The sequence below is a fragment of the Streptomyces sp. NBC_01233 genome, from assembly GCF_035989305.1.
Taxonomy (GTDB): Bacteria; Actinomycetota; Actinomycetes; order Streptomycetales; family Streptomycetaceae; genus Streptomyces.
In genome coordinates this window covers 682,406-704,720 of sequence record NZ_CP108514.1, presented here as the reverse complement: position 1 = coordinate 704,720, position 22,315 = coordinate 682,406, and the positions used below count along the sequence as shown (strand labels likewise).

17 protein-coding genes and 2 pseudogenes are annotated in these 22,315 nt (G+C 72.2%); 5 read left to right on the top strand and 14 right to left on the bottom strand.

The window, feature by feature from the left end; genetic code table 11:
• Positions 1-48: 48 nt before the first annotated feature.
• Positions 49-690: a TetR/AcrR family transcriptional regulator gene (locus tag OG332_RS03555; RefSeq protein WP_327412040.1), complete on the bottom strand. Its 642-nt coding sequence runs from the start codon at positions 688-690 to the stop codon at positions 49-51.
• Between the two features lie 46 nt (positions 691-736).
• On the opposite strand from OG332_RS03555, the gene OG332_RS03550 reads away from it, so the two are divergent.
• Entirely contained in the window at positions 737-2,341 is a 1,605-nt protein-coding gene (locus OG332_RS03550; protein WP_327412039.1) for an FAD-dependent monooxygenase, read from the top strand.
• Between the two features lie 115 nt (positions 2,342-2,456).
• On the opposite strand, the pseudogene OG332_RS03545 reads toward OG332_RS03550, so the two are convergent.
• The 4 genes and pseudogenes from OG332_RS03545 to OG332_RS03530 all read right to left on the bottom strand — a co-directional run.
• Positions 2,457-2,966, bottom strand: a pseudogene (locus OG332_RS03545) (trehalase-like domain-containing protein); the annotation flags it as partial.
• A gap of 210 nt (positions 2,967-3,176) precedes the next feature.
• The gene (locus OG332_RS03540) at positions 3,177-5,267 is read right to left on the bottom strand and encodes a SpoIIE family protein phosphatase (RefSeq protein ID WP_327412038.1); all 2,091 of its coding nucleotides are present in this window, start codon (positions 5,265-5,267) and stop codon (positions 3,177-3,179) included.
• Between the two features lie 203 nt (positions 5,268-5,470).
• A complete protein-coding gene (locus OG332_RS03535; RefSeq protein ID WP_327412037.1) occupies positions 5,471-6,823 on the bottom strand; it encodes an LCP family protein in 1,353 nt (450 codons plus the stop codon).
• A gap of 221 nt (positions 6,824-7,044) precedes the next feature.
• Complete coding sequence (locus OG332_RS03530; protein ID WP_327412036.1) at positions 7,045-7,200, bottom strand: DUF6131 family protein; 156 nt, start codon at positions 7,198-7,200, stop codon at positions 7,045-7,047.
• A 206-nt stretch (positions 7,201-7,406) separates the two neighbouring features.
• On the opposite strand from OG332_RS03530, the gene OG332_RS03525 reads away from it, so the two are divergent.
• Positions 7,407-8,342, top strand: a complete 936-nt coding sequence (locus OG332_RS03525) for a phosphotransferase family protein (RefSeq protein ID WP_327412035.1) — start codon at positions 7,407-7,409, stop codon at positions 8,340-8,342.
• 50 nt (positions 8,343-8,392) lie between these two features.
• On the opposite strand, the gene OG332_RS03520 is transcribed toward OG332_RS03525, so the two are convergent.
• The 3 genes from OG332_RS03520 to OG332_RS03510 all read right to left on the bottom strand — a co-directional run bounded on the left by OG332_RS03520 (position 8,393) and on the right by OG332_RS03510 (position 11,211).
• Positions 8,393-9,070, bottom strand: a complete 678-nt coding sequence (locus OG332_RS03520; protein ID WP_327412034.1) for a M15 family metallopeptidase — start codon at positions 9,068-9,070, stop codon at positions 8,393-8,395.
• 107 nt (positions 9,071-9,177) lie between these two features.
• Complete coding sequence (locus OG332_RS03515; RefSeq protein WP_327412033.1) at positions 9,178-10,392, bottom strand: cytochrome P450 family protein; 1,215 nt, start codon at positions 10,390-10,392, stop codon at positions 9,178-9,180.
• Between the two features lie 69 nt (positions 10,393-10,461).
• Positions 10,462-11,211 (bottom strand): DUF6193 family natural product biosynthesis protein, encoded by a 750-nt coding sequence (locus OG332_RS03510; protein ID WP_327412032.1) that lies wholly within the window; start codon positions 11,209-11,211, stop codon positions 10,462-10,464.
• Between the two features lie 33 nt (positions 11,212-11,244).
• On the opposite strand from OG332_RS03510, the pseudogene OG332_RS03505 reads away from it, so the two are divergent.
• Positions 11,245-11,370, top strand: a pseudogene (locus tag OG332_RS03505) (XdhC/CoxI family protein); the annotation flags it as partial.
• A gap of 38 nt (positions 11,371-11,408) precedes the next feature.
• On the opposite strand, the gene OG332_RS03500 reads toward OG332_RS03505, so the two are convergent.
• From OG332_RS03500 to OG332_RS03490, 3 genes are all read right to left on the bottom strand, one after another.
• A complete protein-coding gene (locus OG332_RS03500) occupies positions 11,409-13,469 on the bottom strand; it encodes a hypothetical protein (protein WP_327412031.1) in 2,061 nt (686 codons plus the stop codon).
• Positions 13,466-13,879: a hypothetical protein gene (locus OG332_RS03495; protein ID WP_327412030.1), complete on the bottom strand. Its 414-nt coding sequence runs from the start codon at positions 13,877-13,879 to the stop codon at positions 13,466-13,468. Before OG332_RS03495 ends, OG332_RS03500 begins: the two co-directional genes overlap by 4 nt.
• A gap of 258 nt (positions 13,880-14,137) precedes the next feature.
• Entirely contained in the window at positions 14,138-14,680 is a 543-nt protein-coding gene (locus tag OG332_RS03490) for a MarR family winged helix-turn-helix transcriptional regulator (RefSeq protein ID WP_327412029.1), read from the bottom strand.
• Between the two features lie 179 nt (positions 14,681-14,859).
• Here OG332_RS03490 and OG332_RS03485 point away from each other — a divergent pair, with 179 nt between their 5' ends.
• The gene (locus tag OG332_RS03485) at positions 14,860-15,924 is read left to right on the top strand and encodes an alkene reductase (RefSeq protein WP_327412028.1); all 1,065 of its coding nucleotides are present in this window, start codon (positions 14,860-14,862) and stop codon (positions 15,922-15,924) included.
• A 133-nt stretch (positions 15,925-16,057) separates the two neighbouring features.
• Here OG332_RS03485 and OG332_RS03480 read toward each other — a convergent pair whose 3' ends face one another.
• Positions 16,058-16,540, bottom strand: a complete 483-nt coding sequence (locus OG332_RS03480) for a lamin tail domain-containing protein (protein WP_327412027.1) — start codon at positions 16,538-16,540, stop codon at positions 16,058-16,060.
• Between the two features lie 505 nt (positions 16,541-17,045).
• Here OG332_RS03480 and OG332_RS03475 point away from each other — a divergent pair.
• Positions 17,046-17,468: a subtilase-type protease inhibitor gene (locus OG332_RS03475; protein WP_327412026.1), complete on the top strand. Its 423-nt coding sequence runs from the start codon at positions 17,046-17,048 to the stop codon at positions 17,466-17,468.
• 96 nt (positions 17,469-17,564) lie between these two features.
• On the opposite strand, the gene OG332_RS03470 is transcribed toward OG332_RS03475, so the two are convergent.
• Together OG332_RS03470 and OG332_RS03465 are read right to left on the bottom strand one after the other, a co-directional pair.
• Positions 17,565-20,561 carry an acyltransferase family protein gene (locus OG332_RS03470; protein WP_327412025.1) on the bottom strand — a complete coding sequence of 999 codons (2,997 nt, stop codon included), beginning with the start codon at positions 20,559-20,561 and terminating at the stop codon, positions 17,565-17,567.
• A 14-nt stretch (positions 20,562-20,575) separates the two neighbouring features.
• Positions 20,576-22,261 carry a glycosyltransferase family 2 protein gene (locus OG332_RS03465; RefSeq protein ID WP_327412024.1) on the bottom strand — a complete coding sequence of 562 codons (1,686 nt, stop codon included), beginning with the start codon at positions 22,259-22,261 and terminating at the stop codon, positions 20,576-20,578.
• Positions 22,262-22,315: the final 54 nt, after the last annotated feature.

Sequence of the window (22,315 nt, the reverse complement as noted above, 5' to 3'; positions counted from 1 at the left end):
GAACGGAAGGGAGGACGGGCCGACCCGGGTGGCAGCCTGCAAGCACCGCTAGGCCTGGCTTTGGAACGTCTCGGGCAGAGCCCGCTCCAGGGCGTCGAACGCCGCGTTCACCCGCATGCGGTGGTCCTCGGCCACGTCCGCCGCGCGCTCGCCGGCGAGCAGCCGGCCGGCCGTGGTGACGTAGACGGCCCGGTACGCGGCCACGGTCAGGGCCGCTGTCAGGCGTGCGCCGGGGCCGCCGATCGCTTCGGCCAGCGCGTTCTCCACCTCCTCCACGCCCTCGCGTGCCCGCGCACGCAGTGCTGGGGAGCCGAGCACGATCCGCCAGAAGTGCGGGAAGGTGTCGCCGACGCCCGCCAACGGGTGGCGCTGGTCGAGGAGTCGGAGCAGCAGCAAGCGCAGGCCGGCGAGCTGGGACTCGCCCTCCGCGCGGTCGCGCACCGCTGCCGTGAACAGCTCTACGGCTTCGGGGATCCGGTCGAGGAAGAGGTCCTCCTTGCGCGGGAAGTGGTTGAACACCGTCATCGCCGAGACATGGGCGGCCTTGGCGACCTCGGCCACGGTCACGTGGTCGAAGCCCCGTGCCGCGAACAGCATCGTCGCCTCGTCGGAGATCCGCTGCCGGGTCTCCCGCTTCTTGCGCTCGCGCAGGGAGAGCGGTGCTTCCTTCGCGTCGTTCCCTTGAATCATGGGAATACTATAGCGGCTACAAAATTTGAGTGACTATAGTGAAGGTATGAACGCGAACTTAGAGCTGGACGTGGATGTGGACGTGGTGGTGGCCGGCGGCGGCCCCGTCGGACTGATGCTGGCCTGCGAACTCCGCCTCGGCGGGGCCCGCGTGGTCGTCGTGGAGCGACGTACCGACGTGGACCAGACCATCAAGGCGGGGGCGATCAACACGCCGACCGCCGAAGCCTTCTACCGACGTGGGCTGCTGCCCGCGATATCGGAAGTGCAGCAGCGCACGCTCGACCAGTTCCGGGCCTTCATGCGCAGCCGGCCGGGTGGCGCATCGGACGGGCAACCCCCGCGCACGCCGCCCAAGTTCGCCGGCCACTTCGGCGGGATCATGCTCAGCAGCGCTCTGCTGGACGGGGCCGACCCCGACTTCGCGCAGGCCGGGCCGGCCGGTGACGTGGCCCTCGTACCCCAGCAGGAAGTCGAGCGGCTGCTCGCGGAACGCGCCGCACACCTCGGCGTCGATCTGCGCCGGGGCGTGGAGTTGACGGGCTTCGACGCCGAGGACGACGGGGTAAGAGTCCGCACGGCCCCGCTCGGCGGCGGGGTGGACCGGACGATACGCGCCGGCTGGCTGGTCGGCTGCGACGGCGGCCGCAGCACGGTGCGCAAGCTCGCGGGCTTCGCCTTTCCCGGAACGGATCCGCAGATCACCGGCCGCCAGGCCGTCGTCACCATGACCGGCGCCGAAACCCTGAAGCCCGGCTGGAACCACACCGGCACCGGAACGTACGTCCACGGCCCGGTCCCCGGCCGCATCCTCACGGTCGAGTTCGAAGGCCCGCCCGCCGGCAGGGAGGCACCCGTCACCGCCGAGGAGTTGCAGACGAGCCTGCGGCGGGTCACCGGATCGACGGACATCACGGTCACCGAGGTGCACACCGCCACCCGCTTCACCGACAACGCCCGCCAGGCGGCCGACTACCGGGCCGGCCGGGTGCTGCTCGCGGGGGACGCCGCGCACGTCCACTCGCCGTTCGGCGGCCAGGGGTTGAACCTCGGCATCGGTGACGCGCTGAACCTCGGCTGGAAGCTCGCCGCGGTGGTCCGGGGGCGGGCCCCCGAGGGGCTCCTGGACTCGTACACGGCCGAGCGGCACCCGATCGGGGCCTGGGTGCTCGAATGGACCAGGGCGCAGATCGCCCTGATGCGACCGGAACCCCATTCGCGCGCCTTGCTCGATGTCGTCACCGAGCTGATCGGCACCGTCACCGGCACCACCCATTTCGTCAAGAAGACCTCCGGCGTATGGCAGAGGTACGACCTTCCCGGCCGTCACCAGCTGGTGGGCCGCAGTGCCCCGGACCTCGAACTCGTCGAGGGGCGCCGCCTCGCGGACCTCATGCACGACGGGCGGGCGCTGCTCCTGGATCTCGCGGACGACGCGGAACTCAGGGCCGTGGCCGAGGGGTACGGAGACCGGGTGCGGGTGGTCACCACCACCTGCCCCGCCGGGCCGGCGCCGGCCGGACTGCTCGTGCGTCCCGACGGATGCACCGCCTGGGCGGCGGACGCGGCCGACGACCGGGCGGACGCGGCGCAGGGCCTCGCCGCGTCCCTGGCGCAGTGGTTCGGAGCCCCCGCATCCGTTGGGGGCTGACGGGCAGGGCACGCGGCCGGGGGTCGCGCGGCCTTGCCGCACCCGATCGCGCAAGCCCTACTGTCGCTTTTTGTGACCGAACTCTCCGCGCACCTCCGTGCGATTTCAGATCGGTGATGCCCGGCCCCTCGAAGCGCGCGATGGCGCCGTCCAGGGCGAGTTCGTGGGGCGCGCGCCCGTAGTCGAAGCGGGGCCGGCACTCCAGGGCGAAGCGCACGGAGCCCCGTACCGCCCGCAGCACCCGCACGACCTGGTGCCGGTCGGTGGCGGTGTGCGGATCGCGGACGGGCATGAAGTCGACCACCTCGCCCACGCCCTCACGCGTGAGGAAGCGGGTGATCAGCACGGCGGTGTCGGCCAGGTAGAGCCGGCGGGTGACGACCCCCGCCTCGGCCCCCGGCCCACCGCCCGCGACGCCTTGGGGCGCCTCCGCGGTGATGGCGAAGTATCCGCCGTGCCCGTGGTCCAGCAGTCCCGCGAAGACGCTGGGCGAGTCGAAGCGGGGCGAGCAGAACCAGTCCATCACGCCTTCGGAGGAGACGAGCGCACAGGTCTGCAGGTCTCCGATCAGACCGTGCGTCGTGCCTCTCCGGGGCCACAGGACGCTCGTCCGGGCAGATCTCATTCGTGTTCCCCGCCGGTGATCGCCATGCGGGCGGGGCGGGGCAGGGAGCGGTGGCGGTGGTCGCGAGCTCAGATCTCGACGGCGGGGTAGGACTCGGTGTAGCCGTCGCCATCGGCTCCGTAGTAGGAGCAGGTCCGCGCGTTCAGGTCGACGTCGTACCAGACGACACTGACGGTCGGACGGTCGGACGGTCCGGTCCGCGGCGGCCCGTCAGGCGGGCGGGAGGTGGGGGGTCGTGCCGATGCGGGCGGCGAGGAGGGCGATGTCGTCGTCCGCGGATGCCGGTACCAGGTGCGCGATCAGGGTGTCGCACAGGTGGTCCAGCGGCTGGTGTGGTTCGGTGAGCAGGCTGGTGAGCTCGCCCAGGCGTTCGTCGATGTCACGGCTGCGGGCTTCGATCAGGCCGTCGGTGTAGAGGACGAGCAGGCTGCCGGGGGGCAGGGTGATCTCGGTGGTGGTGAAGGTGATGCCGCCGACGCCCAGCGGGACGCCGGGCGGGGTCTTGACGAGATACACGGTGCCGTCGGGCTCGGCCACTGCCGGTGGCGGGTGTCCGGCGCGGGTGACGGTGCAGTGGCCGGTGGCGGGGTCGCAGACCGCGTAGAGGAAGGTGGCGAGCATCGGTTCGGCGAGGTCGGCGAGCGTGGCCTCCAACTGGTGCAGCAGCGCCGTCGGGGACATGTCGAGGCGCGCGAGGGCGCGCACGGTCGCGGAGAGGCGCCCCATGACCGCGGCGGCCGCGATGCCGTGCCCCATGACGTCCCCGATGAGCAGCGCGGCCCTGCCTCCGGTGAGGGGGAGGACGTCGTACCAGTCCCCGCCGACTTCGTTGACGTCGCTGGCCGCCAGGTAGCGGTGGGCGATCTCGATGCCCGGGGGAGGTGTGACGTGCTGGGGGAGCATGCTGCGCTGGAGGACGACCGCGGTCTCGTGCTCGTGGTGGTACAGACGCGCGTTGTCGATGCTGATGGCGGCCCGGGCGGCGAGTTCGGCGGCGAGCGTGACGTCGTCGGACCCGAAGGGGGCCCCTCCGGGCCGGGCGCGGTAGAAGGTCGCGACGCCGAGGACCACGTCCCGTGCGACGAGCGGGATCATCATGAACGAGTGCACGCCCGTCTCGAGCAGTTGCGCGGGTTTGGGGGTGTGGCGGGCGGCCGTGGCGGCGGCCGGTTCGTCGAGGTGGGCGATCAGGAAGGGCTGCCGGGCCGCGAGGGCCTGGGTGTACGGGGCGGCCGAGGGGAAGGTGAGGGTCCTGCCGAGCGGCGCCAGGATCTGGGTGACGGGGGAGCCGGTCAGCGGTGCCTTGCCCAGCCGTCGCAGGGCAACGCCCCCGGCCAGTCCAGGGCCCGGCTCGTTGCCGCTCGCGAGGGAGTCCAGAACGTCGACGGTGACGGCGTTGGCGAGGTGCGGGACGGCGAGGTCGGCCAGCTCCTGCGCCGTGCGCTCCAGGTCGAGGCTGCCACCGATGCGGGAGCTGGCCTCGCTCAGCAGCGCGAGCCTGCGGCGGCCCGCCTCGGCCTCGGTCTGATCGCGCTGCTGCCTGGTGATGTCGAGGAGGGAGGCGATGATGCCGATCGGCCGGCCGCCGGGGTCCTCCACGCGCACGTACGAGCACGACCACACGTGGTCGTGCTCCGGGTCGGCCGGGGTCCGGCCGGAGCGGCGCCGGTCGAGGACCGGTTCACCCGAGTCCAGCACCTGGCGCATCGCCTCTTCCATCTCGGCGGCGTTCACCTCGGGCAGGATCTCGGCCAGGCGCCGGCCCACGTGGGCGGATTCCGCGAGACCGTTCATCGCTTCGAGTGCCGGGTTGACCTGCAGGAACCGCAGCTGTGTGTCGAGGACCGCGATACCGACGGGGGAGCGGGCGAACAATCCGTCCCACACCGCCGAGGACCCGCGGATACGGCGGGCGGCATGGGCGTCCGCGGCGAAGACCAGGACCGCCGAGGCGCCGTGGCGCCGGTCGGGAACGGGACAGGCCCAGATCTCGAGCTCCAGCGGGTGACCGCTGCGGTGCCAGGCGGTGACCGTACCCATCACCCCGCGACCGGTGGCGGTCGTCTCCCACAGGGACCGGCCCAGGCTGCGGTCGGCACCCGGATGCAACAGATCGGCGATGTGCCGGCCGAGCACCTGGGGCGGGGTGTAGCCGAGCAGTTCCTGCGCGCCGTGGTTCCAGCGCACCACCAGGCCCTCGCTGCTGGTGGCGATCAGCGCCACCGGCAGCGCGCCCAGCCATCCGCCGGCGTCCTGGGCGGCGCCGCTGATCAGATCCTCGAACGGCATCTCCTCATGCATCCTGCACCCGCTCCTCCTGGGAGGCCCCGGCCCTGCGGCGCGCAGACCCCGGACAGCGGCAGACGGTACCGGTGCCCACGGAGCGGGAGGGCGCCCAGGTCGGGGCCTGCGGCCGCTCACCCGGTGCGTGCTGCGGCTGCGCTTCGTCCACACCTCTCATCGTCGCCCTGACGGCTCTGCACCGCCCCCCGACCGGCTCCGTTCTACGGCCGACCGGTGGTCGCGGTGGTGGTCGCGGCTGCGGAGCCGCCGGCGCAGCGGAGGCGGTCGCCGGTCACCGGGGCGCCATCGGCGATGTTGCGGTCGTAGGTGACGGTCTTGACCGGGACGGGCTGCGTGCCGATGGCGACATCGAAGATCGCGCCGTGATCCGGGCGGGCCTCCAGGCGGGAGCCGGGCAGGGCGGCGGCGAGGGTCGCCGCCTTCTCCTCCTGGCCGGCGGCGAACCGGATGACCGCGGGGCCCACAGGGCGTGGGGACGGTGCGGACTGAGAGGTGTCGGTGACGACGAAGCCGTTGCGGCGCAAGGCCGCGGCGACGGCGGAGTCGTCCACGCGGACCGCGATGCCGGCGGGGTCGGTCGGCGCCGGGGTTTCCGCGACGGGCTGGATGCGGGTGTCGCCCGTGAGGGGTCGGTCCGCGCCCAGCGCGTCCCACAACGCGGCGGAGCGGGCCTCGTCCCACACCAGCGAGGAGCCCACCCCGGGGACGCGGTGGTCGAAGAGCCGGATCGGTACGGTCGCGAACTCGATCCGGTCCGCACGGAGGCGGCCGAGCGCCCAGCCGATGCGGACCAGGTCGCCCGGCCCGGTCCGCGCGTCGGTGCGTACGGACTTCAGCAGGGCGTGCACGGTCCGCGCCGTGCGCACGGGGCTGGCCAGGGCCCCCTCGAAGGTGAGGCGGGCCAGTAGGTCGTTGACCACGCGCTGCTGGCGACGGACGCGGCCGAGGTCCCCGGGCCGGAGGTTGACGTGCCGGGCCCGTACGTAGCGCAGGGTGTCGTTTCCATCGGTGTGGTGGCGGCCGGCTCCGATGTCGAGGCCGGAACTCTCGTCCGTGAGGGGCCGGTCCGTGCAGACGGTCGCGCCGCCGAGGTTGTCGATCGTCTGCTCGAAACCCCTGAAGCCCGTCTCCAGGTAGTGGTCGATGTGGAGACCGGTGGCCTTCTCGACGGTGGCCACCGTGAGGGCGCCGCCGCCGAGCGCGTACGCACCGTTGATCTTGCCGCGGCGGGCGGTGGTGGTGTCGCCGGCGTACTCGACGTAGGAGTCGCGCGGGATGGAGACCACGCTCGCGCGCTGCCCGCTCTCGGAGACGTGCACGAGCATCATGACGTCCGTGCAGTTGCACCCTTTGCCGCCCACGTGGAGCCGGTTCTTCTCGGCCGCGGAGAGACCGGCGCGGCTGTCGATGCCGACGATCAGGATGTTCGTGCCCCGGCTGCCGCCTGCCGAGCCGCTCTCGGCCGAGACGGCCGCAGAGACGGCCTGCGGGCCCAGGAGGGAGCCGCAGGAAAGGGCGGTCAGCAGTGCGAGGGCAACAGTGAGACGACGCAACGTACATCCCCGAAATAGGACGAACCGGCTCGAAATGTGACTCTATGTGGCCTCTGAGCGAGCGACGGGGATGTACGCGCCGGTTTCACCCTTTGCGAGGGGACGTCGGGCCTTTCGGAGGGGACGTCGGGCCTTCCGGAGGGGACGTCGGGCCTTGCGGACGGGACGTCGGCCGACGGCACGGATGAACGTGCCGTCGGCCGACGACGTGGACGAAGCCGCTAGTAGTAGTGGCGCCTTCCGCCGACCTCGTGTCCGACGGCCCCGAGGATCCACAGCACGGCGCCGATGACGAGCAGGATGATGCCCAGCGTCCACAGGATCGAGATACCGAGCAGCCACCCGACGATCAGCAGAATGATTCCGAGCACGATCATGAGGGTCTCCCATCTCCCTAGCCGCCTCTCGCCCGATGCCGGACGCGCGATGCGTGCGACGGCGGGTCCTACCGGAACGCGGCGCACAGGGCGTCTCACCGTTTTCCACCAGCGCAAACACCCGAACGGCCGCCGGTCCTGGTCCCGGGTTCCACGGCCGGATAATCCGGTTGTGACGGCAGTCCGCGCCGCCTACCTTCCCGAGCATGCTGCCTTTGGTGGAAACGGACGAGGAGTGGGACGCGGTCGTCCCCGACGAAACGATCATGCGGCCGGGTGCGGAGGACCTCTGCGGCCGTCTGGGTCTGGGCGGAGCGCCCCTGGTCCGTTTCAAGGACGGTTCCCAGCCGGTCTACGCGGTCGGTGACGAGCACGTCCTGAAGCTGTTCCCGGCCGCTGCGGCCCGGGACGGCGTTGCCGAAGGACGGGTGCTCGCCCACGTGCAGGGACGGCTGCCGGTGGCGACACCACACGTCCGGGAGTCCGGCGCCTACGAGAACGGTTGGCGCTACGTCCTGATGTCGAGGCTCGGCGGCGAGAACCTGGCACATGCCTGGCCGCGGATACCGCAGGCCGACCGGGAACGACTGGTGGCCGAGGTCGGCGAGGCACTGGCGGCGCTGCACGCACTGGACCCCGAACCACTCGCCGACGTCCTCGGCCCCGGAGACTGGGGCGCCTTCGTCGACGGACAGCGGGAAGGCGCCGTGGAACAGCAGCGGGGCCACGGACTCGCCGGCGCATGGCTGGAACAGATTCCCGACTTCCTCACCTCCGTTCCCCTCCCACGAGAACCCCGGCGCTCCCTGCTGCACACCGAGGTGATGCGGCAGCACCTCCTGGTGGACCCCGACGGCTGGCGCCTGACCGGATTCTTCGACTTCGAACCGGCCATGATCGGCCACCGCGCGTACGACTTCGTGGGCGTCGGGCTGTTCGTCACCCGAGCCGACCGCCACCTGCTGCGCAGGCTCCTCGCGTCCTACGGCAGTGGCACCGGGACGGGCTTCGAGCCGGCCGAACTGCTCGCGTACACACTGCTGCACGTGTACAGCAACCTGCCCTGGTACATGCGGGAGCTGGGTGCGCCGTCGGACACGGAGCTGAACTCCCTCGCCGAATTCTGGTTCGGTCGGGACTGACAGCGAGCTCACTCATCCGGCACCCCCCACCGACCCGCCCGCCCGCCCACTCACTCGCCGTTGGCGGAGAAGTGCTGGTAGTCCCGGTTGGTCCAGCGGCCGCCCCAGCGCCAGCCGACCTCGCGGAACGCCGCGGTGACGGCGTCGCCCGGGTGGATCTGACCCGGTTGGTTCAGGGACCGTTTCAGGTGGGGGCGGCCCTTCGGGGGGTGGACGACGCCGTGGATGTCGACGTACGGGTTCTCGACGGGGTTGATGTCCACCGCGTCGCCCCACGCGTGCTGCGACAGGCGCCGGGGATCACCGGTGACCGGGCGGCAGCTGAAGGCCGAGGTGTTGTCGTCGGCCATGGCCTCGGAATCGTCGCGGTACCCGGCCATCACGCGCATCCGGCGAATCGGGAAGCGTGCCTCGAAGGCCCGCTGGAACACGTGGAGGAGGGGGCGGGCGGCGTTCTCGTGGACCACCATCTCGCCCGCGTGGGTCCGGCCGTCGAAACCCCAGTGGTTCATCCGGATCAGCCTCAGCCGCTCGGGCGGGACCGGGCAGCCCTTCCGGTAGGAGGCGCCCAGCTTCTCCGCCGGTACGGCCGTGACCCGCGCGGAAAGCCGAACCGGCGGGTCGGCCGGCCTGGCCTGGAAGCGCGGCGGACCGGCCTGGGTGGAGCAGGCCAGCGCGGCTGCGCACAACGTGGCCGTCACGGCCGCGACCGCGGTGGTGTGGCGCACGGGAAACACGCTACGGCGATACCCGGGGACGGGCATGCCGGGCGCGGCCGGATGGGCGGCCCGCCGGCCCCGGCCCCCGCGGGCCGCCCCGGCCTCCCGAGCGGTGGTCAGGGGAGGGTGGTGACCGGCAGGTCCTGCAGGGCGCGGAACCGGAAGGTGCTGTGCCACCGGAGCCGGTCCGCAGGGCGGGCGAGCCTGAGGTGGGGGAGCCGTTCGACGAGCGAGCCGAGGGCCAGGGTGAGCTGGAGCCGGGCCAGGGGCGCTCCGAGGCAGTAGTGCATGCCGTGGCCGAGGGCGAGGTGGGCCTTGTCGGCCCGGTCGATGTCGAAACGGTCGGGTTCCGGGTAGCGGGCCGGGTCCCGGTGCGCGGAGGCCAGGCTGAAGAGGACGGTGTCCCCGGCCGGTATCCGTACGCCGCCGATCTCGACGGCTCCGGTGGGGAAGCGGCGGATCGCGGTCTGGTTGGGGCTGGTGTACCGCAGGAGTTCCTCGACCGCGTCCGCCATGCGCGCTGGCCGTGCCCGCAGTTCGGCCAGCTGCTCCGGGTGCTCGACGAGCGTGAGCACGCCGGCGCTGATGACGTGCTGGACGTTCTCGCTGCCGGCCCCGAGGATCAGGAAGGCGAGCGAGACGAGTTCGTCCTCGGTGAGCCGGTCCTCCTCGTCGCGCGCCGCGATCAGGCTCGACAGCAGGTCGTCACGGGGGGCGGCGCGCCGCAGGGCCACGAGGTCGACGAGGAACCGGTGGATGTCACCGATGGCCTGGACGAGGCCCTCGCGGGAGCGCGGGCTGAGCATGGTGGAGACCCAGGCGGCGAAGCGCTCCTGGTCGCCGGCGGGAATGTCGAGCAGGGCGCCGATGACGCGTAGCGGCAGTGGTCTGGCGAACCCGGCCACCAGGTCCGCCTCGCCGTTGTCCGCGATCTCGGCCGCGAGCTGCGCGACCTGGCCGTCGACGGCTGCCCCGATGCTGTCGCGGAGCACCTCGACGTGCCGGGCCGTGAACCCCTTCGCGACCAGTCGGCGAAGGCGCAGGTGGTCGTCCGGGTCGATGTTCAGCAGATTGCGGTCGAGCGCGGGCGGGAGCGAGAAGCCGCTGAAACCGGTGGACGAATGCCTCTTGTTGACCGACAGGCGCTGGTCGGACAACCCGGCGCGCACGTCCGCCTCGTGGGTCACCAGCCACACCGGCGAACCGTCCGGCAGTGCCACCCGGTGCACCGACCCCGCGGCGCGCAGTTCCGCGTAGACCGCGTGGGGGTCGCGTGAGAACGACTCCCCGAACGGCTGGGCCAGGGAGACGTCTTCAGATGTTCCGGTCATGCGCATTCCCCTACGTGCTGAGCGGCCGATCGGCGGCGACGGGCTCGTTCGCAACCTTGATCAAGATAGTCAACTCGGCCCGGGTTCCAAGGGGCCGGGCTCCGCGTTCTCGGGCAGGCCGTCGAGGATGCGGGCGATGGTTTCGGTCGTGCCGGTGGTTTCGTGCACCCGGCCCTCGTGCGTCCGCACGCGGTAGCGGCCGTTCCCGATCGCCCGGGCCATCGGCAGGTCGGTGCAGAGGGGACCGGTGGCGCGGCGGCCGAAGCGGAGCCAGTCATGGCTGGTGCCGGGAGACAGGGCCCGCAGGCGCGGTTCGGTGAAGGCGGCCTCGACGAGTTCGTACAGCGGGGCGTACAGCGGGCCGGCAGCCGAAGCACGCAACCGCCGCCACCGGACCGGCACCGCGTCGCCGGGCTCCCCGGCCCCGGACGGCTCCCCGGACCTGAGGAAGGGCCACTGCGCGGTGAGGTCGGGCACGCTCAGCCCCTGTAGCCAGGAATGCAGGGCGCCGGCGGCCTCGGACAGGTCCGCGGTGCCGCCCCGGGCCATGTGGGTCCCGTCGGCACGGCAGTTGACGGCGAAACTCCGCCGGCCGAGGGTCATCGAGACGATCACGGACCGGTTGCCGCTCCGGGCCCGCGCAACGACGTGCCGCCAGCGGGGCGGTGACATGAGTGCGATCGCGAATCCGTACCCCGCACGGTCCGCTGCCGCCTGCAGCGCATGCCGTAGGGATCCGGCCCGGACGACCTCGGGGTAGAACTCCGCGTACGCGCGCAGCGGATCCTCCGGCTGCGCATCGGTGTGTTCCTCGGGCATGGGCCCGAGTCTGCCAGCGCCGCGTAGCCGCGCTCCATCGCCTCGGAGAGCGTGGCGAACCAGCGTGACGGCAGCGGGGGCTCGCTGACCGGCGCGCACACCCCGATCCACCATGACGGAGGGCAGGCGCCGGCGGGGCGGATCGGGTCGGTGGGCTGAGCGGCGCCCGGGTGCGGGGCGCGGGCGCCGCTCACGGGTCATTCGCTGGGGCAGACCGCCGTGATCGCCTGGAGGGTCGAGATCTTGTTCCGCAGCCCGTCGCTGCCCGCCAGGGCCGCGATGACGTCAGGGTGAGGGGGGTACTTCACGTTCATCCGTTCGTTGTTCTCGCGCACATCGGCCTCCGTCTTGGCATCGAGGTCGACCGCGTGCTGGTTGAGTTTGGTCCGAATGTCCGCCTCGGACGCCTCCGCAGCAGCGGCCCTGAGCTCCGAGGTCAACGCCCGTGTCTCCGCCGCCAGTTCGTCATACGTTCGCGTCTTGTCGCCGGTGTCGTACGCCTCCACCGCCGCGTACGCCGGTTCGCAGCCCGCAGGCATTTCGTTCGCATTCGCCACCACGACCGCTGTGGTCGCCGCCAGAACCACGGCACCGGCAGCCACGGAGGCACCCGTCTTGGTGGAGACGGTGGCGGCGATCTTCCCGAAGAAGCCGAGCGCCTTGCCGCTCTCGACCGCGGCCGCCCCGAGCGCCGGGGCGAGCAGCACCGCGGCGGCAACGGTCGTGCCTGCCTTGTCGCCGTCGAGGAGGTCGCGGGTCAGCTTCTCGGCCTGGTCGTAGAACTCCACGTCCTTGGTCACGCCGCCCCGAACGGCCGCCATCCGGCCCAACACGTAAAGCTGGAGCGCCAGTTGACCGCGTCCTTCGGTCAGGGCCCGGGGTCCGGCGATCCGCACGAATCGTGAGGCGAGCGCCCACTGCTCCTCGCGGACCAGCGCGCGGGCGACGGCCAGGAACAGGTGCGCGTCCGGCTCAGGGCCTGACGGCCCGTCCTGCCGCGCGAGCGCCGCGAGCAGGCCCTCCGCCGCGGTGGTCGCCGCGGCCGGAGCCCACTCCTGGCTGTGGACGGCCGCGGCGGCGTCCTCGGTGATCCAGTACGTCCCGCCGAAGTGCCTGACCATGCGCCGGTCGTGCAACTCCGAAGCGGCGGCGCCGTCCTGTGGATAGCCGGTGACCGGAGCGATCCAGGCAGCGGGAAGCGCGGTGCCGAACGTCGCCAGGGCGAGCAGTACGCGACGCGCAGGCTCGCTCAGGGCGACGGCCAGCGCTTCCGCCTGGCGTCGTGGACTCAGCAGCGCCGGATCGACGGGAGCCGGTTCGTCCCGCGGTTCGTCGGTCCCGCGGACGCGCCGCTCCCACTGGTCGGAACCCTTGATGAACTGGGCGTACTGGCAGATTCGTTGAGGCGCGCCGCCCGACTCGTCCCACACGTGGTCGAACTGCAGGTTCTGCAGCCCCGCCGGGCCGAGCGGGAGCCCCACTTCGGCGCTGAGCAGTTCGACGGCGGCGGTACGGGACAAGGGCCGGACGAGATGGGCCGCGTCGGTGTCAGGCAGCGTCGCGTAGGGGGAGGTGAACAGGAACGTGCAGCCGGGGAAGGTCTCGAGGAGCCGTGTCAGATCGCTCTGCGGCAAGGCGCAGTCGACGACGGTGACGTGCGCACCGGAGAGGTCCGCGGCGGCCATGGCCGCACGCAGCTGCGTCTCGTCAACGGCCCGCAGGAAGTGCGTACCGAAGAACGCCCCGGCAAGCCGCCCGTACAGCGCCTGCAGTGACTCCTCCTCGTCCGCCCCGGTGCGCGGGTACAGGACGTGGCCCCGACGCCCCCGGGCGGCCAGCTTCCGGTGCACCGCCGCGGCCACGGCCTTCTTCCCGACCCCCGGCTTTCCGTGCAGCTGCACGCTGGAGCCGCCGTCGAGCTGCGCGACCACGTCGTCCACCAGTGCGTCCCTGCCGAACAGCGTGCTCCGGCCCGCGGCCGGCAGCAGCGGCGGCTGATGCGCGGTGAGGTCACGGAGGCTGGTGATCTCGACGAGGGCGTTGCCGTCGTAGATGACGTTGATGGTGTGGGAGCCGGTGGTGACGATGCCCTTTACGTCGCCGTGCACGACGACTTTTGCGTGGTCACGGTCGGCCTTCGCGCGGCCGCCGGCGGACGTGGGGCCATCGCTCCCGACCGTCGGCGCGGCGGCGCCGGGTTCACGCGTCGGGTAGGGCGGGATCACCGGCTTCTCCGGCACCTTGCTGTCGCCCGTCACCGGCGCTGGATGTTCATCGCACCGTCTCCGGTCGAGACGATTCCTGAGACGTTCCCGCTCACCGCCACACTTCCGGCTCCGCTGCTCCGAGCAGGTCCGGGCGCGGGGAGCAGCGCGGCGATCTCGTCGACGAGCGCGGGGTCGGCCGCGAGCGCGCGCCTGATCTGCAGGCGCAACGCGGCCAGCGCGTCCGGATCGTCAGGATCGGCGGCGAGGTCCGTCACGGCCCCGTCGATCGCGGTCGGATCGGCAGCGCCGCCCCGAATGCGGGCGAGTAACCGCTGGCCGAGCCGCACGGTGGCTCCTGCCGCCTCGTCCTCGACCCGTCGCAGCACAGCAGTTCCGTACACGGCCACTGCCGCTCCCGCGGCCGGAACGATCTGACCGAGCATGACTTCGATGTCCGACACGTACACCCCCGTCTGATGGCGCGTTCACTGAGTTCTGATTGCGCACGCGCTGAGTGAAGTCGCCCTGTAATCAATGGTGTTCACCAGTACAGCCGCTCGCGCGCCACCATGCCAGCCGAAACGCCCAACACAGGGAGGCCGCCGCCGACGAAGAACAGCACCAAGCCCGCCGCCGCGGCGACGGACAAGTCCTCGTGGTGACGAGCCGGAGCCGGAGCCGACGCCGGGCAGCGTCCGCGGCGACTCACCGGACGGGTGCTAGCAGGCGCCCGGTCCCTTGTGCGGCTCCCCGTACTCGGCGGCGCAGCTCCGGGTGAGCTCCGTGTACAGGGCGGTCTCCACCTTGCCCAGCAGGCGGGCCAGTTCGGTGCGTTCGGCGTCGTCGAGGCCGTCCAGGGTCTGGCGCTCCAGTTCGCCCCACGCCTTGCGGACCTCGAGCAGGAGCCCGCAGCTGGCGTCCGTCGCCTCGACCAGGGAGGCGCGCCGGTCCGACGGGTCGGGGCGGCGACGGACGTGGCCGGCTTGTTCGAGGCGCTGGAGCATCTTGGTCACCGTGGAGGGGTCGAGGCCGACCGCCTTGATCAGCTCGGACTGGCGCACGGCCCCGTTGTCCCACAGGTGCATCATCAGGAACTCCTGCCCCGGGTGCAGCCCCAGGTCCCGCAGGGCGCGGCCCGCCGCGATCCGGTGGAGACGGGCGACCCGGCTGATCGCATGACTCACCGGCCCGTCCAGCACGGCGCTGGGCGCCGCCGTGCACTGCGAGGTGGTGCGCGGTTCCTGAGCGGCTTCCGCAGTCATGGGGGCGCTCCTCCTGGGGCGGGTGCGGCAGGGTCCGGTCGGCGGACCACGCCTTGACCTGCGTCGTCCGTCCACGGATCCTACCCGCCCTCCAGATTTTACCTTGGCCGGCCAAGTAATGGGGTACGCTGCATCTCGTAACCAATGCTTGGCCGACCAATTATCTCTGTGAGGCGAATATGGCCAGCGCTTTCGAACCGGTTCGCATCGCCGGCTCCACCCTCTCCAACCGCATCGCCCTGGCGCCGATGACCCGCAGTCGTGCAGGTGAGGGAGGTGTCGCGACCGCCCTCGTCGCCGAGTACTACACGCAGCGCGCCTCGGCCGGTCTGATCATCAGCGAGGGGATCCAGCCCTCCGTCGTCGGCCAGGGCTACCCCTTCACTCCCGGCCTGCACAGCGCCGAGCAGGTCGCGGCCTGGCGTGAGGTCACCGACTCCGTGCACGCGGCCGGCGGCCGGATCTTCGCCCAGCTGATGCACTCCGGCCGGATCGGCCACCCGTCGCTGCTGCCCGACGGCCTCGTCCCGGTGGCCCCGTCGGCGGTCGCCGCCCAGGGGCAGCTGTTCACCGGCGAAGGCATGAAGGACTTCGTGACCCCGCACGAGCTGACCGGAGCCGAGGTACGGGCGACCGTCGCCGCCTTCGCAGAGGCAGCCCGCAACGCGGTGGAGGCCGGCTTCGACGGGGTGGAACTGCACGGGGCCAACGGCTATCTGATCCACCAGTTCCTGGCCCCCGGTTCGAACCTGCGCACCGACGAGTGGGGCGGCCCGGTCGAGTACCGGATCCGCTTCGCGGTGGAGGTGGTCAAGGCGGTCGCCGCCGCGATCGGCGCCGAGCGCACTGCGCTGCGCATCTCGCCCGGGAACACGTACAACGACATCTCCGAGCCCGACCCGCAGCCCGCCTACGAGGCGCTGGTCAAGGAGATCGACGGGCTCGGGCTGGCCTACCTGCACGTGCTGGAGCCCACCCCCGAGACCCGTGAGACCACCCTCGCCCTGCGCAAGCAGTTCTCCGGGCTGCTCGTGCTGAACCCGGCGACCGAGGGCCCCACCGACCACCGGGCCCTCGGGCTGATCGAGGACGGCACCGCCGATCTCCTCGCGTTCGGCGCCCTCTTCCTGGCCAACCCCGACCTGCCGGACCGCCTGCGCACCGAAGGTCCGTACAACACCCCGGACCCGGCCACCTTCTTCGGGGGCGACGCCCGCGGCTACACGGACTACCCGGCCCGCTAGCGGTTTCGGCACGCGGTGGGACATGGGTGCGGCGTGCCGCGGCGAGGTTGCCGTGGCACGCCGTTCCCGTACGGCGGCGGTTCACCGGCCCCGGTCCCGGTCCCGTTGTGGGTGGTGCGGCTGCCGTTGGGGGTCAGCGGCGGGGCTGGTGGTGGCCGCCGCGGCCCCAGGACTCGGTGTCGACGACGTTGCCGCGGTTGTCGCGGAGGGTGGCGGTGTCGCGCTCGTTCCAGATCTGGTGGCGGCGGTCCTGGTAGACGTCGCGGTGGGTGTCGCGGCCCTGCCCGGTGTGGACCTTGACGCTGGAGCGGCCGTCCAGGCGGAGGTTGGCGAAGCGGTAGCGGTTGCCCTGCTTGTCGGTGAGGGTGAAGCCGCGCAGGTCGACGCTGCGGCGGCCGGTGTTCTTGACCTCGACCCATTCCCTGTTCAGCGCGCGGTTGGAGCGGTCGTTGCGGGCCGGGCTGTCGTACTGGACGTCGCCGATGACGAGGGAGGAATGCGAGTTCCGGTCGCGTCGGTGGTCGTCGGCGGTGGCCGGCAGGGCAGCGGCGCCGACCAGGGCGACGGCGGCCAGGGCCGCGGAGAGGGCGCGGCGGGTGGCGAGAGAAGCAGACATGAAGCTGACCCCTTCAACAGTCAGCCCGGACCGGCGCCGTTCGAGCCGGTCGGGCTCCGTGCGGTTCCCGGCGTCCTGCCGAGGAGCCACACTTTGGCCTCCATCCACCATGAATCGCCACAATTAAGGCTCGTGTTGCCCAATTCGGATATATCTGTAACTCTCCCGTGTAATCGACGCCGGCCCGGACTCCGCGCCGGCGATGAGCGCATGTATCCGGTCAAGGTGAGTGGCCGTTCGGTGAACCGTGCACGGCCGACAGCAGGTCAGTGGGCTCAAGGGTGCACGTCACGGTGTGTGTCGCTCGCGGTCGCGTCCCGCTACGGCGCGGGTGTGCCCCCTCCGAGCTGCCCGAACGACCATTCGGTCGCGCATATGTACACGCTCTGTCCGTAAATCGGCCATGGATGTGCGACGCGTCTCCATGTCGGACAGTCTGGGCTTGCAAGGACGCGATCGAAAGAATATGTCGCGTTCAACCTTTGAATCGAAAGCGAGTCTTGTCGTGCGTCACCGCATCGCAGCTGCCTCCGCCGCTGCAGTCCTCAGCCTGATCGGAGCCACCGGAAGCGCGGCGGCCCAGCCCGCCGGCCTGTACGCCCCGTCCGCGATGGTGTTCACCGTCGCGCAGGGCGACGACGACGCGTCGACCGTCGTCCGGGCATCCACCCTCAGCTGTGCGCCGACCGCCTCGGGCACCCACCCCGACCCCGGCTCGGCCTGCGCGGCCCTGAACTCCACCGACGGCGCACTCGACCGCCTGCTGGCGTCCCCGGACCCGGACCGGGCGTGCCCGATGCACTACGCCCCGGTCACCGTCACGGCCGATGGCGTGTGGAAGGGCAGCCGCGTCGCCTGGAAGCACACCTTCTCCAACAGCTGCGTGATGTCCGCGACCCTGAACGGCAACGCCGTCTTCGCGTTCTGACCCTCCGCCGGCACGCCCCCGCGCCCGGCGCCCCGCCCGCGAACCGCGAGCGGGGCGCCGGCATTCGCCCGGAAGCCGGAAGCCGGAACAGACGGCCTATGCGCCCCTCTCCCGGGCCGACACGGTGACGTGGTCGACCCGCATCGGATGGCCCGGTTCGGTGGCGGGGCCGACGGTCGCGCCGTCGGCGAGCGGGAGCTTGCCTCCGACGGCCACGTTGAGGATCAGGAACAGCCCGTGGTCCACGGCCCGCTGCCACGTCCCGGCGTCCATCCGGCCGGCCGTCACCCGGTGGTACACACGGCCGTCCAGGTACCAGCGCACCTCCTCCGCGCCGGGAGCGAGGTCGACCTCGACGGCGTACGAGTGGAACGCCGTCCGGCAGCCGGAGCAGGGCTGCCGACCGGAGGTCAGGCCCACCGGCTCCTCGCACGGGCCGCCTTCGAGGACACCGCAGTGCATCGCGGCGAAGACGGTGTCCCGCCCGTTGACGGACTCCATGACGTCGAGCTCTTCGACCCCCGGCCACCCCGTGAACCCGTCGCGCAGCGGTGCCCCCAGGGTCCAGAACGCCGGCCAGTAGCCCGCCGCCTTCGCGCCGGTCACCTCCGGCAGGGCGATCGACGCCTCGATCCGCAGGATCCCGCCGGGCGGAGGCGCGAAGTCGGAGCGCCGCGTCTCGATGCGCCCCGAACTCCACTGCCCGTCCTTGCGGGTCGGGACGATCTCCAGCGCACCCTTCCCGTCGAGGCGCACGTTGTCGGTCGAGTCCGTCATCGTTTCGATCTCGCCGGTGCCCCACTGCGGCGCCGGGCAGCCCGGATAGCAGGTGCCGAGGTCGTGGATCCAGTGGGCGGCCGACGGGGGACTGCCCGCCGGGCCGTCGAAGTCGTCCCGCAGCAGCTGCTTCCACCCGTTCGCGCCGGGCGGCGGCGTCGCGGACGCGGCCGGAGCGGGCAGCGCCCCGGCCTCCGTGAGCAGCCGCTCCAGCCGGTTGGTCAGGACGACGGCCGCCACGTTGGTCAGGTGGGCGTCGTCCCGGTAGAGCAGGATCCGGTCGAGCACGGCCGGGCAGGTCGGCCCGTCGCCCGGACACAGGACCGGGTTCACGCTGACGCTCCGTACGCCCTGCAGTGCGCCGGAGGAGATCCGTCCGGCCAGCGGATCGGGCGGCAGGGCGTCCTTCCGGCTGAACGCGCAGGCGCCGGCGGACTCGGGGCTGCCGGAGACGCACGCCGGGACGTCCGTACCGGGTACGGGGGTGTCCTCGACGTAGACGATCGGCGCGCCCAGCGCGCTGAGCTGCCGCAGCGTCTTCTCCCAGCCCTCGGCCAGGAGCTTCGGGTCCGCGGTGTAGCGGTTGAGGGAGGCGATCACGATGAGCCGGGGCTTCGGCTGCTGCCTCAGCCTCTCCAGCGTGTCCGCCCGCCAGGTGTCGCACTCCCGGTAGGCGCGGCCGAGCTGGGGGCTGTCCACCGCCAGCTCCGGCAGCGGGCAGCCCTGCTTCACCAGTTCCTGCAGCGCCCAGCCCCGTCCGGCGGCCAGCGCCAGCATCGGGGAGAGCCACTGCCCGGCGTGCGAATCGCCGAGCAGCACGATCCGGTCCGGGCTGTCCACGGCGCCGAACAGGCAGTCCGGACTGCGGGTTTCGGCCGGGGCGACCTCGCAGGCCCCGTCCGGCGGGAAGTCCGCGCGCGCCTGGAGCGGGCTCGGCACCACCGGGCCGTCCGTGAGCGGGGTGCCGGAGGTCCGGGCGAGCAGGGTGGGGCCCGAGGCGGCGCCCGGGGGCAGCCCCTTCGGGTCGACCGGGGTGGCCGGGCCGAGCAGGTGCAGGGTCGTGGTGCCCGCCACCAGTGCGAGGACGACCGGCAGCACGATGGCTGTGACGCCCACCGACAGTCCGCGGCGGGGGAGTTCGGAGACCGTACGGCTGCGGCGCAACGGCTGCTCGACCCAGCGCGCAGTGGCGAGCGCGGGCAGCACGGCGGCCAGCGTCAGCGCGGTCTTCGCGGGCCAGCCGAGCGGGCCGGTCCGGGCCTCGGCGAGCACGAGGACCGGCCAGTGCCACAGGTACAGGTTGTACGAGAGCCGCCCGACGGCCCGGGGGGCCCGCCCCGCCAGCAACCGCCCGATCTCGTAGGTGCCCGGGGCGTTCCGCTCGCCCCGGCCGGGTACCGCGGCGAGGATCACGGCGGCGGTGGCCAGCGTCGGCACGAGCGCCGCAAAACCGGGGTAGGGGGTCGCGGCGTCGTACGACACGACGCACCAGCCGATCGCGGCGGCCCCGGCCCAGCCGCACAGCAGCCGCAGCGGTCTCGGCCCGCGCATCAGGTGCCAGGGCAGCAGGGCGAGCAGGGCGCCGACGCCGAACTGCCAGACGCGCGAGGGCGTTCCGAGGTAGGCGAGGGACACGGAGTGCCGCGTCCAGTGCAGGGCCAGGGCGAACGACGCGAGGGTCAGCGGCGCGGCGACCAGCACCACGACGTGGCGGACGGCCCGGCCCCGGCGTACCGCCCGGGCCGTGCAGAGCACGAGCACCGCCAGCAGCGGGGCCCAGAACAGGTAGAACTGCTCCTCGACGGCGAGGGACCAGAAGTGGAGCAGCGGGCTCTGGTCGTGCCGGGCGGCGAGGTAGTCGGTCTGCTGCGACACGAACCGCCAGTTGGCGACGGACAGCGCCGCCGCGACGACGTCGTGCTCCACGTCGGTGCGGCGCAGCGGTACGGTCAGCCAGGCTCCGGCGACCGCCACCGCGCCGAGCACCACGGCGGCCGAGGGCAGCAGCCGTCGGGCGCGCCGGGAGAAGAAGTCGCCGAGCCGGATCCGGCCGGTGGTGATCGCCTCGCGGACCAGCAGACCCGTGATCAGGTAGCCGGAGATGGCGAAGAAGACGTCCACGCCGACGAAGCCGCCGGTCGCCCAGGGGATCCCGGCGTGGAAGGCGAGGACCGAGAGGACGGCGACCGCGCGCAGACCTTCGATGTCGGGCCGGAAGGCGGACCGGTGCGGGCTGGGCCCGGACTCGACGCCGGAACGGGATCCGGACGGGGGCGCGGCAGGGCTCTGCCGGCCGGGCGTGAGGAGGAAGGACATGGTGAGGGTGCCTTTCAGCCCAGCCAGGGAAGCATCGGGTCGACCCACCCCGAGGCCAGCAGGCCGGTGAGCAGGAGGACGGCGGACGCGGCGACGGTCTCGGGCCAGCGGCGCGGCAGCATGCCGCCTCGGGGGCGCAGGGCGGCCCGAACGCGTGCGCGCAGCGGTCCGGCCGCCGGGTGCAGCTCGGCCAGCAGGTCCCGGACCAGCGGAACGTTGATCTGGCACTGCACCAGGAGGTAGAGGAGGAGGCCCCAGTTGGGCTCCCAGCCGTTGCGGGCCACGGCCAGCGCGAGTCCCGCGGCGGCCGCGCCGTTGGAGAGGACGAGCCAGACCAGTGAGACGGCCACCCCCCGGCGGGCCATCCCGCCCGGAGCCGCCGCGCTCCGCGTGCCGGTGGGGACCCAGGCGGCGCTGCGGCCCCGCAGCGTGTGCAGGAACGCCGTCGCGGCGGCCACGCTCGTCAGGACGTTCGCCCGGATCACCTCCACACGCCAGCGGGTCCGGCTGATCCGGGGCAGCAGCACGTGCCAGAGCCACAGCGGGGCGAGCAGCGGCAGCACGTGCCAGGGCCGGATGCGGTCCGGGTACCAGAACATCATCACCAGCGGCGGCAGGGGCGCCGCAAAGGTGTTCACCGCCGTGGTCAGGTAACCGACGATCCCCTCGTAGAAGCACAGCCGCATCCGCCAGGGCGCACGCATCCGTCCCAGCACGGGCGCGCCGAGCAGGTGGAGGTTGCCCATCGCCCACCGGTACTGCTGGTTGACGAAGGCGGTGACGTGGTCGGGGGAGGTGCCCTTGGCGACCAGCACCGGTACGTACAGGGTGCGGAACCCCTGCGCGTGGAGGGCGAGTCCGGTGTAGAGGTCCTCGCTGTGGTCGAGCCGGGCGAAGCCGCCGGCCAGGTCGATCGCACTGCGCCGGTAGACGGCGTTGCTACCGCAGCAGATGGCGGCGTCGCTGGCGTCCCGGGACGGCTGGATCCACCGGAAGAACCACTCCTGGGCGGAGCCGGCGGCGCGCTGGATCCAGCCCATGGACTCGTCCGTGTCGAAGCACTGCGGGCTCTGCACGATGCCGACGGCGGGGTCGGCCAGGTACGGGACGAGATGGCGCAGGAAGTCCGCCCTGGGCGCGAAGTCCGCGTCCAGGATCGCGATGAACTCGGCGCCGCTCAGGGCGAGCGCGTGGTTGAGGTTGCCGGCCTTCTTCAGGTGCCCCCGGTCGGGACGCACGACGTACTCGTAGCCGTACGAGGAGGCCAGCGCGGCGACCTCGGGCCGGTCGGCGTCGTCCAGGATCCAGACGGTCAACGCCTCGCCGGGCCAGTCGACTTCCGCCACCGCACGGTAGGCGTTGGCCAGGACGGGGAGCGGCTCGCCGCACGTCGGCAGGTACAGATCGACGCCGGGCAGGGCGGCGGGCTGCCAGGCGTGGACGAGCACCTCGTGCGACTGCCGGGTGAGCCGGCGCTGGCGCAGGCTGTTGACGGAAGAGAGCGCCAGGGCCACGAGGTTGAGGCCGAGGACGGCGAGGAAGGCCCAGAGCGCCGGTGTGCGCAGGGCGAAGGTGAACATGGTCGCCGCCGTGAACACGAAGGCGAGCGAGGTGGCGACCAGGACCCAGCGGCGTTGCGGTCCGAAGTACCAGTAGAGCTCTTCGTCGGAAGGTGGCTGCGGAAGATGATGAAAGGTCATAAAGCCTCCCACGGCTGTTCATGTGCCCGTTTCAGATGACCCAGCCTAGTGTTA